Genomic DNA, 16,618 nt, shown 5'->3' with positions numbered 1-16,618 from the left:
ATCGGCAAAGAGTCTTTCTATCATACCAGTGTTATGTAAGCCCTTCTTTGTAAAGCAGCTTGCTTTACTAAGAAGGACAATTATTTATATTGAGGCATTGGGCCTTATTTTAATCGCATTCGAAGGTTCTCCGGTGTCCTTCAGCACATGCTTGGTGGAATATTTGCTGGATTCGCTTTAAGCGCAGCCGGCGGTGTGTCGTGTATATATGGAGGTGCCGGCTTCAGCTTCGGCGCCTTGCCAAACGGCTGCGGGTTTTCCACATAATTAAAGGTTCCCTGGCAATCCATGCTGACACCCTGCGCCCAGCGGCCTTCAGCGCTCTGATTTCCTTGGGAGAAATTAAACAGCGTATAGCTGACCTGGCGCTTTTCCAATTCTTTCGGGAAAGAAACAGGAACTACGATTCCGCCTTCAGCAGCTTCTAATTCCTTAATAGCTGCTATCCATTGGTTCTGGTGCATCGTATCCCTGGCAATCAGGAATGACAGCATATCCTTTACGCCTCTGTCGTTTGTAGTCTCATACAGCCTTACAGCCTGAAGACGTCCCTGCGACTCCGCATTCAGGTTGGCCCTGAAATCGGCGAGAAGATTTCCGCTCGCTATGATATAATCTGCTGTCCACCTGTTGCCTACACTGTCTGCCGGCATTGCCCCCAAGCCTGAGACGATGGCATGCTGAGGATTCATTCCGCCAAGGATGGCCGCCATGATTGGATCCTTGGCTGCATCTTCCAGATCACCAACAGGAGCACCATCAAGCAAACGGGCAATCATCGTTGCGAGCATTTCAATATGGGCTAGTTCTTCTGTGCCCGTATCCATTAGCAAGTCTTTATATTTTCCATTTCCTCTCACACTCCAGCCTTGAAAGAGATATTGAAGTGCTACAGAAATTTCACCGAATTGCCCCCCCAATACTTCCTGAAGCTTTTTAGCAAATAGGGGATCCGGCCGATCCGGCTTTGCCTGATACTGAAGCTCTTTAATATGATAAAACATAAATACCCTCCTCAAATTCCCTCTATATATCTGGAATTGTACATTCCGTGATATCAGCCCTTATATATTTATGGAATAATCAGCCAATATTGCACGTACAATGGTAATTACCCATCAAATTGGGCTGAAAAAAACTGACCCCTATTGGAATCAGTTTTTTATACTGTATAATTTTCCTTTCACCGAGAAGGAAATCCGGCCGGTTTCCTCAGAAACAACAATGACCAAAGCGTCTGTCTGTGCAGACAGCCCCATGGCAGCACGGTGCCTCGTTCCGACCTTCTTGCCTTGAAGCTCCGTATCCGCCACAGGAAGGATATTGCCTGCTGAAATGATCTTATCCTTTTCAATCAGCATGCCGCCGTCATGAAGCGGGTTGCCCGGATAGAAGATCGTTTCAATCAAAATCGGGCTGACATTGGCCGTAACCGGGACGCCATTATGGAGGAATGCTGCAAGCGATTCTTCCCGCTGCACGACAATAAGGGCTCCATGCCTTTTCTCTGACAGCCTTTGGGCAGCAAGCGAAATGCCGGCATACTCTTTGCTGAACGGAGAGAGGAAGGTCTGGAGATAATAGGTTGAAGCCAGGTTCTGGGCATCTGCTACGAGCTTTTGCAGCTTTTCGAACTCTGTCAGTATACAGCAGTCCAGCTCTTTCATCGTAGTCTCGACCGTCCCCAGCTGTCCTTCTATATCGCGGAAATAGCGGGCAAGGTCACTTCTATAATGCTTTTCGCTATATTTCACGCTATCCATCCTTTTAACAGTTCTGTGTTAATGAACATATTTCCCCTGCTTGGGAACCACAAACGTTTCATGACCTTTTGTAAGCTTTTCCAGCCCTTCCGTGAGTTCTTTTCCATAAAATGGCTGACCGTGCCCCGTTAATGCCGCTTTTGGATTAAGAGCAGCCAGCTTGCGGATCGATTGTCCTGCGGTGTCCCAATCAGGTGTAAAATATGCCGGCGGCCCATGTATCTCCTTAGCCTGGCTCATTACAGCCATCAGTGACTCCTGCTTAACAGTAATAAAGGCATCGCCTGCAAGCAGAACACCGTCGTCATCCCGGAAAAAAGATACATGCCCGGGAGTATGGCCCGGGGTATGTATCCACCTCCATCCCGGGAGACCGGGCAGGGAAGCATCCTCAGGGAGTTCCTTAGCGCTCTCCCCGATATCGATCGGCCTTCTGGGATATAAAGGCGATATCAGGGCCATTAATCCTCTCCCGACAGCAGGGTCTGCCGGCGGATAGGTTTCTTTTCCTGTCAGATACGGAAGCTCAGCTCTGTGTGCATAGACGGGAACATCCCATTTAGAAAGTATTGCCCTCAACCCGCCTATATGATCAAAATGAGCGTGTGTCATCAGGACGGCAAGAGGCCTGGATTCCCTCCCGAACATCTTCTCTGCAAACCTGATGATGAAACCGCCGGATAAAGGCACGCCTGCATCGACAAGAATCCAATCTCTCCCTTTAGGGCCCAGCCCAGTTAAAAAAACGATATTCGCAATTGCCGTTCTATAAACGTATACATTTTCTGCAATCCTGTGTTTCTCGACATATGTTTTTTGCTGTTCCATTTCGTGCCTCCTACTGAAGAATTATTCTTACTATCCCCGTTTTTTTGTTTTTTTTCGATAGAAAGGTTTAACAGGCAGCCGGATGTGGTTTATATATAAATATTCTTTCTAGAGGTGAACCCCATGTTCAATATACTTGCAAGACAATTTGAAAACCCTAAGGGAATGCTCGGCAAGCTGGCAGGCAAAATTATGTACAGCGAAAATCGGACCATCAACAGCTGGACGGCCAAGAAGCTTAATATTAAGAACAAGGACCGCATCCTTGAAGTCGGATACGGTCCCGGTTATTGCATAAAATATATTATGAACCGATTCCGCTGTGTCTATATCGATGGAGTTGATCTCTCACCAGACATGGCAGCATCTGCGGAAAAGAGGAATAATGAATGGATAGATGAAGGAAGGGTCAGGCTGTTTACAGGAGATATACACAGCATTGCATCAGACCTGGACACCTATCATAAAGTTGTTTCAATAAACAATTATCCCCTTTGGACTAAACCAAGGGAAACCCTGGGCATGCTTTATGAAATTACGGAGGCCGGCGGAGAAATTGCCATAACTGTACAGCCGCGCGAGAAAGATGCTGACACCCTTATTACAAAAAATCTGGCAAAAGTCATTGAAGCAGATCTGGCCTCTGCAGGCTACGAAGAAATACAGGCATCCTTTAAGGATGTGCAGCCTGTACTGGCTGTATGTGTGACCGCCAAAAAAGGCAGGCAATAAAAACGGCTGAAATCAAACTTCGATCGCAAGAATAAGCATACTTTTAAAAATGGAGCTCCTTCAGTGAAGGGCTCCATTTTTTCATTTCTTATATTTAGAATCACAGAATCAGCCAATAGACCAGCCCAAAGCTGATGAGCGATACCGCAGCCGATGCAAATAGTCCTGTAAGCAGCGGCATTACGCCGAGTTTGGCAAACTGTTTAAGGTCTGTCTGCAGGCCGACAGCCGCCATGACCATTATAATGACAAACTTTGAAATGCTGCTCAGCAGATCTTGGACTGCAGCTGGAAATGCTCCGAATGAATTGAGCATGCTGACAGCCAGAAACCAGACGATGAACCAGGGAAAGGCTTTTTTGAAAGAACCTGCCCGGCTGCTTTTATCTGCCGTTCCCATCAGGATAGGGAGGATGAGTATCAGCGGCAGAAGGAATATTGTCCTTCCCAGCTTGACCGTGGTCGCAACTTCCCCTGCTTCATTTCCATAAACATATCCGACTGCAATTGCAGAGGAGGTATCATGGACTGCCGTACCTGCCCATATTCCGAAAGCCTGCTCGTTCATATGAAATACATGACCGATGATCGGATATAGAAAAAAGGCAATCAGGTTGAAAAAAACGATTGTCGAGATGGCGTATGCGGTTTCATCGTCCTTTGCCCCCAGGAGACCTTTTACAGCTGAAATGGCCGTTGCTCCGCAAATGCTTGCCCCCACCCCGATCAATAGTGATAAGGTCTTACCAAGCTTCAGAAAATGCCCGAACCAAAGTGTCAGAAGTATGCCTGAGCAAACAGATACAAAAATAATGAGCAGGGATTGCCTCCCTATTTCAAAAATATCAAAAATATTCAGCCCGGCCCCGAGCAATACGACTGCGGCTTTGAGAAGCCTTTTAACCGTCAGTGTAAGCCCCTGTTCAAAAACCGGGTTTATGCCTGCTGTGTTGCGAAGGGCAGCCCCTATCAGGATGGCAAATAATATTCCGCCGACCAAAGGAAAAATGCCGCCCAGAAATTTTGCCGCTGCTGCAATCGCAATAGCCAAAATGACCCCCGGCAACCATTGCGGAAGCCTGGCGGCCGCTTGCTGTAGCCGTTCCATCTTTCTCTCACTACTCCCTGATGATAAGGCAAATTTATAGCTTCTATAAAACTGCTCTTCTCTTATTTTGTTAAAATCCACAAATAATCTTAACATAAAAGGACTCTTAGTAAAATCTGCGGGAATAGCAAGAAAATTCCGATAAAAAAGCATCAGGCCCGAAAGCCTGATGCTCCTTTTATCGGTAAATATTTTTCCGGATTTCAAGCATACTTCGTCGATATCCAAGTCGCGTCCTTGGCGCTCGATAATCTCCCTCAGCTTTTCTTAGTTGATAAATTCCTTATCAATAAAATTCGAGAAATCAGGTTTCTCTTTCAGGAACTTTAATGCATAAGAAGAGTCTGCAAATGCCTGGACTGTATCCTCATCCACTTCATAAGTAAAGCCAATGCGTTCCCAGGCTTTGTCTACAACTGACTTTTCCAGCTCCTGGCCAGTAACCTCTTTAATATCCTTGATTGTGATTTCCTTTGCCTGCTCTGGATTCTCTGTAATATATTTCACAGCATCCTTGTGGGCTTCGACAATCTTTTGGATCACTTCAGGATTATCTTCAATTGCTTTTCCTGATGTTACCATGACAGACGCCGGCAGGGTTTCCCCGAAAGCGACTTCATCCCAGCCGATGACAACATTAGCATCGGTTTCTTCTTCAATTACTGCAGCCCATGGTTCAGGAGCAACCGCTACATCAATCTTGCCGGATTTCAGCATATTGGCATATTGTGCCGGATTTCCAGTCAGGTGTTTCATTGTTCCGCCGATCCTTTCGGATGTGATGCCGGACTCTTCCAGGTAAGTTTCGTATTGAACATCATGTGTACATCCGACTGCAGGCGTAATATACGTTTTCCCCGCAAAATCAGCTGCTGTCTTGATGCCGCTGTCTTTACTTGCCAGAACAACTGTGCCGCCTGTAGAAGCTCCGGCAATCAGCTTAACATCTGCTCCAGTAGAATAATTATTCATCGCAGGTCCGGGACCGACCAGACCGGCATCCAAATCACCTGTTTTGAGCGCAGTCATAAACTGGCCACCATCCGCAAAAGTCTTATATTCGATCGTTGTTCCATCTCCAAGGCGCTTCTGGAAGAAGCCCTGGTCCTTTGCAACCATCGCAGGCACATGGTTGATATTCGGGAAGTAGCCGATAACGATTTTTTCTTTAGAGCCCGAGCTGTTTTCTGAGGATCCGCAGCCTGAGAGGATCCCAGCAGCTGTCAATAATGACGCCATGAAGATAAAGGCTTTCTTTTTCATTTTATTTCCCCCTATTTGTTATTTTCAAGTCCCCATCTTTCAAGTACCGATTTTTCAATACGCTGGAAAATCAGCTGGTCCACAATGGAACCAATGACCCCGATAATAATCATGACGGCGATTACAAGGCTCATGTCCCCGAAATCAGAAGCATATCTCAGCGTATACCCGAGTCCCGGACCCGTGCTGAGCAGTTCCCCTGCCATCAATGCACGCCATGCGAATGCCCATGCAAGCCTTGCCCCTGTCACGACATATGGGATTGAGGCTGGGAAGATGACCCTTGTGAACAAGTCGATCCCTGAGGAGCCCATTGTCTGTGCCGCACGAATGAACAATGGTGAAACATTCTTGATTCCGACCCTCATATTCAGGGTCATGACAAAAGTGCCGCCAAGAATGACAACAAAGATGACAGACACTTCATTTAAGCCGAACCACATGATCGCAAGCGGCAGCCAGACGATGCTCGGTACGCTTTGGAGCGCAAGGATGACGGTGCCCAGTGTTTCATCGGCCGTCTTTGATTTGGCAAGCAGAATCCCGAGGGCCGAGCCCAGCACTAGACTGATGCCAAGGCCAATAAGCAGTCTCCTGAAGCTGGCCGCAAGATCATAAAGAAGTGTTTTATCACTGATTCCTGTCACGAGTGATTGGAACACATCAGTCGGCGATGGAAGGATGGTCGGCAGCCACAGGCCCATCCTTGAGCCCAGCTCCCATAAGCCAATGACGATTGCAAAGAAGATGATTCGTTTAATTGCTGGTTTCATTGGCTAATTCCTCGCTTACGACTTTATCGATTTCCTTTTTTAGATAGCTCATAATATGATCTTCTATTTCAAGCATTTCCTTTTTATATTGGTCTCTTGGCCGGGGGAGATCCACCGTGATGTCCTGGAGGATCGTTCCCGGCTTGGTGCCCATCACTATGATGCGGTCAGAGAGCTTAATAGATTCGGAGATGCTGTGGGTCACAAAGAGAATCGTTTTCTTTGTCTCCATCCAGATCTTTTCAAGCTGCTGGTGAAGCCTTGATCTTGTTTGTTCATCTAGGGCCCCAAAGGGTTCATCCATGAGCAGGATCTCAGGATTCATGGCCAGGGCCCGCGCAATTGAGACCCTTTGCTGCATGCCGCCGGACAGTTCATGCGGATAATGGCCGGGATATTTGCCGAGCTGAACCATCTGCAGATATCTGAGTGCTGTCTCCTTAGCCGCACTCTTTGACATTTCCTTTTTCAACGGGAATGTCACATTTTCCAGTACATTCAGCCATGGAAATAATGCGGCCTGCTGGAAAACCATCCCCCTGTCCCTGCCCGGCTTTGTCACCTTCTGCTGATCGATCAGGACACTGCCGCTCGTCGCTGAGGTAAGGCCTGCCACAATATTCAGCAGTGTTGATTTACCGCAGCCGGAAGGACCGAGGATCGATATAAACTGGCCTTTTTCAATGCTCAGGTTTATATCCTTCAGCACATCTGCGGCCATGCCGTTTTTATCAAAATACTGTTTATTTACAGATTGAACATCAATAAACACAGAAAACCACCTATTCTAAGAAATCATATTATAATACTCGGATATAGTATGTAATTATAATGTATTCACCGGGCATGTCAAGCTTTCACAATAAATTTAAAACCCATAATAAATTAACGGCATAAACCAAGCATGGCAGAGTATTTCAGCAGCTGGAGAATGGAAAAAAATAAGCCTCCCCCTTAATCGGGAGAGGCTTTTCATTATGGCTGAAAGGCATTTTCCTTTTTGGAAGCTTTAATGAGCTTCTCGATTTCTTCAAGATTATTTTCTTCAAAAAGCTGGACGATTTTGCTTCCGACGATCACACCGTCGCAGATTTGATTCATAGCCTTGACATGTTCGGGGGTCGAGATGCCGAATCCAGCGAGCACGGGCAGCCTGCTTACACTCTTTACCTTTTGCAAATGCTCCTGAAGCTCTCCGGAAAAATCTCTCCTTGCACCCGTTGTCCCTTTGACTGTGACCGCATATAAAAAGCCATTTCCCTTTTCCGAAATTTGCTGTATCCGCTCAATCGGGCTTGTCAATGTAGCAAGCCTGATGATTTCAAGGCCGTCCCTTTCTGCATGGGGTGCAATCAGATCTTCTTCTTCAGGAGGGAGATCTGGAAGGATCAGGCCGTCTACACCAGCCTTGCTTGCTTCCATTGTAAACCGTTCGATTCCATAAGCCATGACAGGATTTACATAAGTCATGATAATGATAGGGATATGGACGATCGGCCTGATCGTTTTCAAGGTTTCAAGGACTGTTTTAAGCGTAGTCCCTTCTTTCAGCGAGCGGATTCCCGCCTTTTCGATGACCGGGCCGTCCGCTACCGGGTCCGAAAAGGGAATGCCCACTTCTACAGCTGTGGCACCGCATTTTTCAAGAAACGTGATTTTGTCCCCCAGTGTGGCAAGCCCGCCATCTCCTGCCATAATATAAGGGATAAAGGCCTTTTCCTCTCTTTCTTTCAAAAGGCGGAACACTTTTTCAATTCTATTCATCCTTCTTCCCTCCTAATCTGGCTTTCACCGTTTCTACGTCCTTGTCCCCCCGCCCTGACAGGCAGACGGCAATTCCTTCACTATTATTCATCGTCCCTGCAAGCTTTAAGGCAAAAGCTACAGCATGGGCGCTTTCGAGTGCCGGAATGATTCCTTCTAGCCTGCACAGCAGCTTAAGCGCTTCAAGAGCTTCCTCATCTGTGATAGATTCATAGACTGCCCTGCCAGTATCCTTAAGATAGCTGTGCTCAGGTCCTACTCCCGGATAATCGAGGCCTGCCGAGATGGAATGTGCTTCCTGGATCTGGCCGTCCTCATCCTGCAGCAGATACATAAGGGCTCCGTGGAGCACACCAGGTTTTCCTTTAGTCAATGATGCCGCATGGTTTCCGGTATCTACCCCAAGGCCTGCTGCTTCCACACCATACATGCGGACACTCTTGTCTTTTATGAAAGGATAAAACATCCCCATGGAATTGCTTCCCCCTCCGATGCAGGCTACAACCGCATCCGGGAGCTTTCCTTCTTTTTCAAGATACTGCTGCTTCGTTTCAGCCCCAATCACGCTTTGGAAGTCCCTAACAATCATCGGGAATGGATGGGGCCCCATTACAGAGCCGAGTATATAGTGTGTGTCTGATACATTGGCTACCCAGTAGCGCAGCGCTTCATTGACTGCGTCTTTCAATGTGCTGCTGCCTGAGCTGACACCGACGACCTTCGCTCCCAGTAGTTCCATCCTGAATACATTCAGTGCCTGCCTTCTGATATCCTCTTCCCCCATATAAATGACGCATTCAAGATTCAGCAGGGCACAGACGGTTGCAGTGGCTACGCCATGCTGCCCTGCCCCAGTTTCTGCAACGATTTTCTTCTTCCCCATGCGGACTGCCAATAAAGCCTGGCCGATCGTATTATTGATTTTATGAGCGCCGGTATGGTTTAAATCCTCCCTTTTCAGGAAAATCTTAGCCCCTCCTGCATGCTTCGTCAGGTTTTCGGCAAAATAAAGCGGCGTTTCCCGGCCAACATAGTCTTTCAGAAGACTGTTCAGTTCCTTTGTAAAGCTTTCATCCTGGAGGGCCTTTTTATATTCTTCCTCCAGTTCTGTAACTGCCTGCATAAGTGTTTCGGGCACATATCTTCCACCGTATATGCCGAAATGCCCTTTTTCATCTGGCATCGTATAGACTGCTGTCATTTTACTTCCTCCTCATTTTTGAGCGCATTTTTTGCTTCTGCTATAAATTCCGCAATCAGGGCGGGATCTTTTTTTCCGTCCTTTTCCACGCCGCTGCTGACATCAGCCATAAAAGGCGCTGCCTTACGGATTGCTTCTCTTGCATTTTCTGGATTCAAACCGCCTGCAAGGATTACTTTTTTACCGCCAAAATCCCTGCCTTCAAGAATACTCCAGTCAAAGGCGATTCCGTTCCCGCCCCTGTATTTTCCCTTTGGGCTGTCCAGGAGGATATAATCACAAGGATATTCCGCAATCCGGGCAAGATCTTCCTCGCCTTGCACACTCAGGGCTTTAATGACTGGCAGATTGATGCCTGCACAGAATTCCGGAGTCTCATCACCATGAAGCTGGACCATATCCAATCCGGCAATTTCCGCCGTTTTTTCAATTACTTCTTTCGATTCATTAACAAAGACGCCAATCTTCAGGGGCCCGCCGGGAAGCTTTGCTATTATTTCGGCCGCTTCCTCAGGCGCGATGCGGCGCCTGCTTTCGGCAAAAACAAATCCTAATGCATCGACCCCGCTTTTGGCTGCATAAAGACCGTTCTCCAGATCAGTGATGCCGCAGATTTTCACCTTCATGGGATCCGCACCTCCTTTAAAGGAAGCTTCATGCCGCTGAGCGATGATTCAAGATCAGAGGCTTTCATGAAGGTTTCCCCGACAAGGATGCCTCCTGCCCCTGCAGAGACTGCTCTTTTAGCATCCTCGACCGTTTTCATGCCGCTTTCGCTGATCAGAAATGCACCTGATTCTCTAATTGCCGGAGCGAGGCTTTCTGTAACAGAGAGATTTACATTAAATGTCCGCAAATCACGGTTGTTAACCCCTATCAGCCTGCTGCCTGCTGCTATCGCTCTTTCTGCTTCCCCCTCATTGTGAACCTCTACCAGTACCTCAAGATCCAAACTGGAAGCATACTGGTACAGCTCATTCATCTGCCCTTCCCCAAGCGCTGCCGCGATCAACAGAATGATATCGGCCCCTGCACTTTTTGCTTTGGCAATTTGAATATTATCAATCATAAAATCCTTGCAGAGAATCGGGACATCGACAGCGCCTCTGACTGCTGCCAGGTCCTCAAAACTTCCTTTAAAAAAGGACGTGTCAGTTAATACGGAAATAGCATCGGCACCATATTCAACATATTTGGCAGCCTGTTCGGCCGGTGATGCATCCATGCTAATATCGCCTTTTGAAGGCGAAGCCCGCTTGAATTCGGCAATGATGCTCAAATGTTCGGCTGCTTCAAGTCTGGAAATGAAAGACCGTTTTGGTGTTTCAGGGATCTCAGGCAGCCCAAAAGCTTTCAGCCTTGCAACTTCCCGTTTTTTTTCTTCGATAATTTTATCTAAAATGGTCGCCATCTTATATCACCTCTTGTTTGAACTTGCTGCCGGCGTTAACCAGGAGTTCAAGCTTCTCCATTGCAGCACCGCTGTCAATGCTTTCTGCAGCAAGCTTGATTCCCTCCTGGATGGTATCCGCTTTTCCGCCGGCGAAAATGCCAATCCCGCTGTTCAGCAGGACAGTATCCCGATATGCCCCTTTTTCGCCGCTGAGCACCTTCCGCAGGATTTCCGCATTTTCCTTTGAATCTCCGCCACGTATTTCTTCATTATTATATATGCCAAGCCCAGTCTCTTCAGGCCGGAGGATTTGCTGTGTAATCTTCCCGTTGTCAAGGATAGCCAAATGGTTCTCTCCCTGGAGGGAAGCTTCGTCCATGTATCCGGCACCGTTCAATACAACCGCTCTTTTACGCCCCAGTTCATTGAGTACCTCTGCAAACATGGAAAGCAAATCCCTTCTGTAGATCCCCAGAAGCTGTGAATCAAGCTCCATCGGATTGGTGAGAGGACCAATCAGGTTGAAAATCGTCGGAATCCTTAAATCCTTCCTTACCTTCATGATCCTTTTGATCTGAGGATGAACATGCGGTGCATAAAGAAAGGCAATGCCAATTTCCTGGAGGATTTCTTCAAGACGCTCCGGCGCCAGGTTCAGGTTGATCCCCAAGTGCTCCAGGACATCAGCGCTCCCAGTCTTACTGGACACGCTCCTGTTTCCATGCTTGGCAACAGGGATTCCCGCTCCTGCGATGACAAATGCACTGGTTGAGCTGATATTGAAGCTTTTTGATCCATCCCCGCCAGTCCCGCAATTGTCCAGGGCTCCGGGAATTTTCTTTTCAAACCTAAGGCTTCTGCCCCTTAAGCCTTTCACCAGCGCTGCGATTTCAGCAACCGTTTCTCCCTTTGTTTTCAGCCCGACCAGGAAAGCCGCAATTTCACTGTCTGTCACCTCTTCGGACAGCAGGTGGGCCATCGCCTCCATCATCTCTGGTTCCGTCAGTTCCGTCCGTTCAGATAAGCGTTCCAATATGTGCCTCATAGCTATTCTCCTTCCTGATTTCCGATAAAAAGTTTGCCAGCATCCTTTTTCCGTTTATCGTCCCGACTGATTCCGGGTGAAACTGAAGGCCGAAGAGCGGGTAGTCTTCATGTTTGATGGCCATGATTTCCTGATCATCCATCGATCTCGCCAGCACCTTGAATTGTGCCGGAAGCGTTCCGGTCCGGATGACAAGTGAGTGATATCTCATGATATCGATGGGCTGCTCCATGTATTGAAACAAATAAGAGCCGGTATGCTTAAGCTTTGATGTTTTTCCATGCATAATTCTGGAAGCCTTCTCGATACTGGCACCAAATGCCTGGCCAATGGCCTGATGTCCCAGGCAAATCCCGAGGATCGGGATTCTGCTGCAGAATTCCTGGATCAGATTTATGCAAATGCCTGCGTTTTCCGGCCGGCCGGGACCCGGAGACAATACAATGGCTTCAGGTTTCATGCTGCCTATTTCATCAAGGCTGATCTTGTCGTTCCGGACAACCTTTATTTCTTCGCCAAGCTCTCCCAAATACTGATACAGGTTATACGTAAATGAATCGTAGTTATCAATTAATAAAATCATCTTGATCCTCCAAAAATGCCCTTAATTTATGAATGGTTTCTTCATACTCTTTTTCGGGCACCGAGTCATGTACGATGCCTGCCCCAGCCTGGATGTAGGCCTTATTCCCCTTTATCAGCATGGTGCGGATCGCAAGCGCGAAGTCCATACTGCCTCCCGCAGAAAAATAGCCGATCGCCCCTGAATAAACACCCCGCTTGTATTCCTCCAGTTCATTAATAATTTCCATCGCCCTTATTTTCGGTGCGCCTGATACTGTCCCTGCCGGCAGGCAGGCAGCAAGTGAATCTGCGGGTGAATAATCCGGCTTCAGCTTTCCGGATACCTCAGAAACCAAATGGATGACATGCCTGAATTTCTCGGCTTGCATGTATTTCTCTATCTTTACTGAACCGAATTCGCAAACCCTGCCAAGGTCATTTCTGCCAAGGTCCAGGAGCATCCGGTGCTCGGCAAGCTCTTTTTCATCGTTCAAAAGGTCGGCTGACAGCCTCTCATCTTCTTCCTCGTCCTTTCCCCTAGGCCTTGTTCCGGCAATGGGGTTCGTGGTTACTTTGTCAGAATCTGCCTTGATCAGGCTTTCCGGAGATGCACCGGCGACTGCATATTCACCAAAATTCAGAAAATACATATATGGTGAAGGATTCTGAATACGGAGCCTGCGGTAGAACGAGAACGGATCTCCTTCGATGTCTGCCTGCATACGCTGTGAAAGCACCACCTGGAAGATATCTCCCTGGATGATATACTCTTTGGCTTTCTTTACCTTTTCAACAAAAGACTCTTTCGTTTCTGAAGCCGAGTACCTTGATATCTTTATACCGCTGTCAGAAGGACCGGCAGATCCTTCTTCTATTTCCTTTCTCCGTCCGGCAATCCTGTGCCTTAGGCTCTCTTCTGTCGTATCGGGTGTCAGAGAGGTGCCGATCAGGTAAACTTTCTGTTCAGCATGGTCATAGACAGCCATGATTTCAAAGAACATCAGATGCACATCCGGAACTCCCAATTCATCTTTTGGGATACTTCCGATATCCTCATACTGCCTGATGCTGTCGTACCCGACATAGCCCACCGCTCCTCCTGCTAGGGGAAAGGGTGCATGCATGGGTATTTCAGGAAGCAGTTTTTTTACCATTTCAAGGGCAGGCTCCTCCAATTCGGTTTCTTCTCCTCCCTTGATCAGAATGCTTTTGCCGCCATTCCCCTTTAATTCAAATACAGGATCTGCACCGATAAACGAATATCTTCCTGAGCGCTCATGCTTCAGCGAACTTTCAAGCAGGAATTTTTTTTCCCCGCTGATCCGCTGGTAAATGCTGATGGGCGTCAGTATATCACCTTCCAGTTCTTCAATTAGAATGCCTGGTACTGCCTCTGCTCTGCTCATTATTTTTCCTCCTATGCTTTTCTCGGCTCGGCTCCTATAAAAAAAGTCCCCTATACGCACAGGTATTGTGCATATAGAGGACGATATTCCGGACCGCGGTGCCACCTCTGGTTAGAGCAAGAAATGCTCTCTCTTTTCGGGTGCGCAAGCTTTCAGCCCTGCAGACCCTATCCTGATAACGGCGGAATCCCGTGCATCCCTACTTTTTTCAGGATGCCTCTCACAAGTCCATTCACAATGCTGTTCGTGCCGGCTTCCACCACACCCGGCTCTCTGTAACGAACGAATGCTCTGCTACTCCTCTTGTTCAGCGATTTTTATATTCTTTTTTGTATAACACAAAAAGGGTCCCTCATCCTTATAAAAAGGACGAGAAACCCGTGGTGCCACCTTCATTAGCTGATCAATCAGCTCACTTTACAGACAGCAGGACAATATTCCTGCCATCTGTCTCTTGTAACGATGAGACTGTTCGCCAAAGCCTACTGCTCAAAAGGGTTCGGTTTGGAGGCTCGGAAGTCCATTCACGATTGCATCTGCACTGATTCCCACCATTCATCAGCTCTCTAAAGCATCTGCAAAAGTTACTACTCTTCGTCATTGCCGTGCGATATATTGATTATTATGATAAATCGGATATATCCGTTTGTCAAATCATTTTATATAAATTTATGTAATTTTATACAAAGCCTTTTGGAGCTTCGTTTTCCAGACATCCGCCAGCGCCTCTATACTGAGCATCTTCTCCATTGCTTTGGCATCTTTCCGCCCCCGGAAAAAGATTTCATTTCCCTCCAAGACCGAAATATCCTCCTGCTTCCGTTCAAGAAGGATCATTTGTGAATCTTTCCGGACAACGCCTGGTTCGATCACCCTGAAAAAATATCCTGTAAATCCTGTCTCCACGATTCTTGCCAGCAGCTTATCTGCTTCATTGAACTTAGAGATGGTCGAGCACGGCACCCGCCCCTGGGTGATTTGGATGACCGCATCGCCCAGTGTGAAAATATCCCCGATGAAAACATCTTCTTCCTTCATATTTTCTGCACAGATATTCTCTCCGAATGCCGGGGGCTGAAATACTTTTCCAAATTCTTTTTCCCACATGCTGTAATGCTCGTAAGGATACAAACATACTGCCCTGTCAGGGCCGCCATGGAAATCAGGATTGGCGACACCGTCGCCGGCAAAACCCTCTGGCGCCAGTCTGGCTTCCTCCAGTGGAGTTTTCCCTATTGCAGAAGTTTCTTTTTTTCCTTTCCAGTCAAATTGCTTTGGTTTGCCTATGCTGAATTCAATAATCCGGCCTTTCATTGCTTTTTTCCCCTCCATGAACCCAATTAGTCTGCCCGCTGGCATTATTCCCTATTCTATCTCTTTTGGCGGAATGTTCCAACCCTTCTCTTTGCCAAAAAATAGCAGGGAAAGAAGTCAGCCTGTTTGCTAATAGTAATAGTATCAACACAGGAGGCAGGTTTTCAAATGGAGCATGTGGAGAAAGTCGTTTTAAAGAAATCCAAGAAAAAAGCAAAGGAAAAGAAAAGCCAGAAGAATAATGACACGCATAATCAAAAATGGGCTGTCCTTTCTATTTCCTCAATCCCTCTAGTTATGACACTGGGGAATTCCATGCTTATTCCAGTTCTGCCTGTCATGGAGCGGGAGCTTGGCATTTCTTCCTTCCAGTCCAGTATGATCATTACGGTGTACAGCATTGTGGCCATTATTCTGATACCGCTTGCCGGATACCTTTCAGACCATATCGGAAGGAAAAAGGTTATCATTCCCAGTCTCCTGATTGCTGCTGTCGGCGGTCTTATATCCGGCTGGGCATCCTGGAAGATGGCTGATCCCTACTGGCTTATCCTTATTGGAAGATCACTGCAGGGGATTGGCGCAGCTGGAGGGGCGCCTATTGTCATGCCTTTGGTGGGGGATATGTTCAAGAACGAGGAAGAAGTCAGCAGTTCTCTTGGAGTGATAGAAACTTCAAACACCTTTGGCAAGGTATTAAGCCCGATTCTTGGCGCCTTTTTGGCAGGTTTCCTATGGTTTTTACCTTTTTTTGCTTTTCCGGTATTTTGTGCCATCTCTATCCTTCTGATGGTCTTGCTGGTAAAAACACCTGAGAAGCGGACAGAGCCTATTCCCTTTAAAGCTTTTTTCAAAAAAATCAAGGAAATCTTCAAAAATAATGGCAAATGGCTTTATGCCATTTTTGTGGCAGGCATCATATTAATGTTCGTATTATTCGGAGTGCTGTTTCACCTCTCTGATATCCTTGAAAAGCAGTATGATATCAAAGATGTGAAAAAAGGGCTGTTTCTTGCCATTCCATTAGGCGCCCTATGTTTATCGTCCTATATTACCGGAAAGCTGATCAAAGAGAATAAGTCGCTGATGAAGTGGATTACTTTTTCCGGCAGCATCCTGCTGGCTGCCTCAGTCGGAATCCTTGGATTCTCAACCAATCTCTGGTTTCTCATGGCCATGTTTGCTGTAGGGGGAATCGGAATCGGTGTCAGCCTGCCCTGCCTGGATGCCCTGATCACTGAGGGCATTGAGAAGGAAGAAAGAGGGACGATCAGCTCACTGTACAGCTCGATGAGGTTCATCGGCGTAGCAGCAGGCCCGCCAGCTGTCGCAATCATCGTTAAGCAGTCAGATCAGCTCTTGTTTTATATATTATGCGGAGTTTCCATTCTCGCTGCACTGGCAGTCCTGTTTGCCATAAAGCCGGATAAAAAGGGGTAGGGGAGCATATAGCGGGTCTTCCGG

17 protein-coding genes and 2 other annotated features are annotated in these 16,618 nt (G+C 47.3%); of the genes, 2 read left to right on the top strand and 15 right to left on the bottom strand.

From position 1 onward, the window contains the following. Nucleotides 1-140 precede the first annotated feature (140 nt). From ABU165_RS12870 to ABU165_RS12860, 3 genes are all read right to left on the bottom strand, one after another. On the bottom strand, nucleotides 141-1,004 hold the full coding sequence (locus ABU165_RS12870; protein WP_009795588.1) for a manganese catalase: 864 nt from the start codon (nucleotides 1,002-1,004) through the stop codon (nucleotides 141-143). A gap of 150 nt (nucleotides 1,005-1,154) precedes the next feature. Next, nucleotides 1,155-1,763, bottom strand: coding sequence for a sporulation-specific diadenylate cyclase CdaS (gene cdaS / locus ABU165_RS12865; RefSeq protein WP_318060388.1), 609 nt, complete (start codon nucleotides 1,761-1,763; stop codon nucleotides 1,155-1,157). An 18-nt stretch (nucleotides 1,764-1,781) separates the two neighbouring features. After that, the gene (locus ABU165_RS12860; protein WP_253617320.1) at nucleotides 1,782-2,591 is read right to left on the bottom strand and encodes an MBL fold metallo-hydrolase; all 810 of its coding nucleotides are present in this window, start codon (nucleotides 2,589-2,591) and stop codon (nucleotides 1,782-1,784) included. Nucleotides 2,592-2,714: 123 nt separating this feature from the next. On the opposite strand from ABU165_RS12860, the gene ABU165_RS12855 reads away from it, so the two are divergent. Continuing rightward, a complete protein-coding gene (locus ABU165_RS12855) occupies nucleotides 2,715-3,323 on the top strand; it encodes a methyltransferase domain-containing protein (protein ID WP_318060389.1) in 609 nt (202 codons plus the stop codon). A gap of 100 nt (nucleotides 3,324-3,423) precedes the next feature. On the opposite strand, the gene ABU165_RS12850 is transcribed toward ABU165_RS12855, so the two are convergent. From ABU165_RS12850 to ABU165_RS12795, 12 genes are all read right to left on the bottom strand, one after another. Further along, nucleotides 3,424-4,374 carry a YeiH family protein gene (locus ABU165_RS12850; RefSeq protein WP_232217698.1) on the bottom strand — a complete coding sequence of 317 codons (951 nt, stop codon included), beginning with the start codon at nucleotides 4,372-4,374 and terminating at the stop codon, nucleotides 3,424-3,426. A gap of 324 nt (nucleotides 4,375-4,698) precedes the next feature. Continuing rightward, nucleotides 4,699-5,694 (bottom strand): aliphatic sulfonate ABC transporter substrate-binding protein, encoded by a 996-nt coding sequence (locus ABU165_RS12845; protein WP_009795583.1) that lies wholly within the window; start codon nucleotides 5,692-5,694, stop codon nucleotides 4,699-4,701. An 11-nt stretch (nucleotides 5,695-5,705) separates the two neighbouring features. Next, nucleotides 5,706-6,467, bottom strand: coding sequence for an ABC transporter permease (locus ABU165_RS12840; protein ID WP_094768947.1), 762 nt, complete (start codon nucleotides 6,465-6,467; stop codon nucleotides 5,706-5,708). Next, nucleotides 6,451-7,239 carry an ABC transporter ATP-binding protein gene (locus ABU165_RS12835; RefSeq protein ID WP_009795581.1) on the bottom strand — a complete coding sequence of 263 codons (789 nt, stop codon included), beginning with the start codon at nucleotides 7,237-7,239 and terminating at the stop codon, nucleotides 6,451-6,453. The genes ABU165_RS12840 and ABU165_RS12835 overlap by 17 nt, the downstream gene beginning before the upstream one ends. 203 nt (nucleotides 7,240-7,442) lie before the next feature. Further along, nucleotides 7,443-8,231 (bottom strand): tryptophan synthase subunit alpha, encoded by a 789-nt coding sequence (trpA, locus tag ABU165_RS12830; protein ID WP_148949233.1) that lies wholly within the window; start codon nucleotides 8,229-8,231, stop codon nucleotides 7,443-7,445. Next, nucleotides 8,224-9,432: a tryptophan synthase subunit beta gene (trpB, locus tag ABU165_RS12825; RefSeq protein WP_009795579.1), complete on the bottom strand. Its 1,209-nt coding sequence runs from the start codon at nucleotides 9,430-9,432 to the stop codon at nucleotides 8,224-8,226. Before trpB ends, trpA begins: the two co-directional genes overlap by 8 nt. Continuing rightward, on the bottom strand, nucleotides 9,429-10,058 hold the full coding sequence (locus ABU165_RS12820; protein WP_318060390.1) for a phosphoribosylanthranilate isomerase: 630 nt from the start codon (nucleotides 10,056-10,058) through the stop codon (nucleotides 9,429-9,431). The genes trpB and ABU165_RS12820 overlap by 4 nt, the downstream gene beginning before the upstream one ends. Continuing rightward, on the bottom strand, nucleotides 10,055-10,843 hold the full coding sequence (trpC, locus tag ABU165_RS12815) for an indole-3-glycerol phosphate synthase TrpC (RefSeq protein ID WP_101548354.1): 789 nt from the start codon (nucleotides 10,841-10,843) through the stop codon (nucleotides 10,055-10,057). Before trpC ends, ABU165_RS12820 begins: the two co-directional genes overlap by 4 nt. Before the next feature lies 1 nt (nucleotide 10,844). Then, nucleotides 10,845-11,870, bottom strand: coding sequence for an anthranilate phosphoribosyltransferase (trpD, locus tag ABU165_RS12810; protein WP_318060392.1), 1,026 nt, complete (start codon nucleotides 11,868-11,870; stop codon nucleotides 10,845-10,847). Continuing rightward, a complete protein-coding gene (locus tag ABU165_RS12805; protein WP_318060393.1) occupies nucleotides 11,842-12,453 on the bottom strand; it encodes an anthranilate synthase component II in 612 nt (203 codons plus the stop codon). The genes trpD and ABU165_RS12805 overlap by 29 nt, the downstream gene beginning before the upstream one ends. Further along, nucleotides 12,437-13,840: an anthranilate synthase component I gene (gene trpE / locus ABU165_RS12800; protein WP_094768951.1), complete on the bottom strand. Its 1,404-nt coding sequence runs from the start codon at nucleotides 13,838-13,840 to the stop codon at nucleotides 12,437-12,439. The genes ABU165_RS12805 and trpE overlap by 17 nt, the downstream gene beginning before the upstream one ends. 73 nt (nucleotides 13,841-13,913) lie before the next feature. Then, nucleotides 13,914-14,160, bottom strand: a binding site (T-box leader). 42 nt (nucleotides 14,161-14,202) lie between these two features. Further along, nucleotides 14,203-14,450, bottom strand: a binding site (T-box leader). Between the two features lie 59 nt (nucleotides 14,451-14,509). Continuing rightward, complete coding sequence (locus ABU165_RS12795) at nucleotides 14,510-15,154, bottom strand: MOSC domain-containing protein (RefSeq protein ID WP_318060394.1); 645 nt, start codon at nucleotides 15,152-15,154, stop codon at nucleotides 14,510-14,512. 168 nt (nucleotides 15,155-15,322) lie between these two features. On the opposite strand from ABU165_RS12795, the gene bcbE reads away from it, so the two are divergent. Continuing rightward, nucleotides 15,323-16,594, top strand: coding sequence for a bacillibactin exporter BcbE (gene bcbE, locus ABU165_RS12790; RefSeq protein ID WP_148949231.1), 1,272 nt, complete (start codon nucleotides 15,323-15,325; stop codon nucleotides 16,592-16,594). Nucleotides 16,595-16,618 lie beyond the last annotated feature (24 nt).

Origin of the sequence: Cytobacillus sp. T106, assembly GCF_040492155.1 — a bacterium.
In the GTDB taxonomy this organism is placed as follows: domain Bacteria; phylum Bacillota; class Bacilli; order Bacillales; family Cytobacillaceae; genus Bacillus_AB; species Bacillus_AB infantis.
Note: the sequence above shows the minus strand (reverse complement) of the source record. Positions and strands in the feature narration are given on the sequence as shown.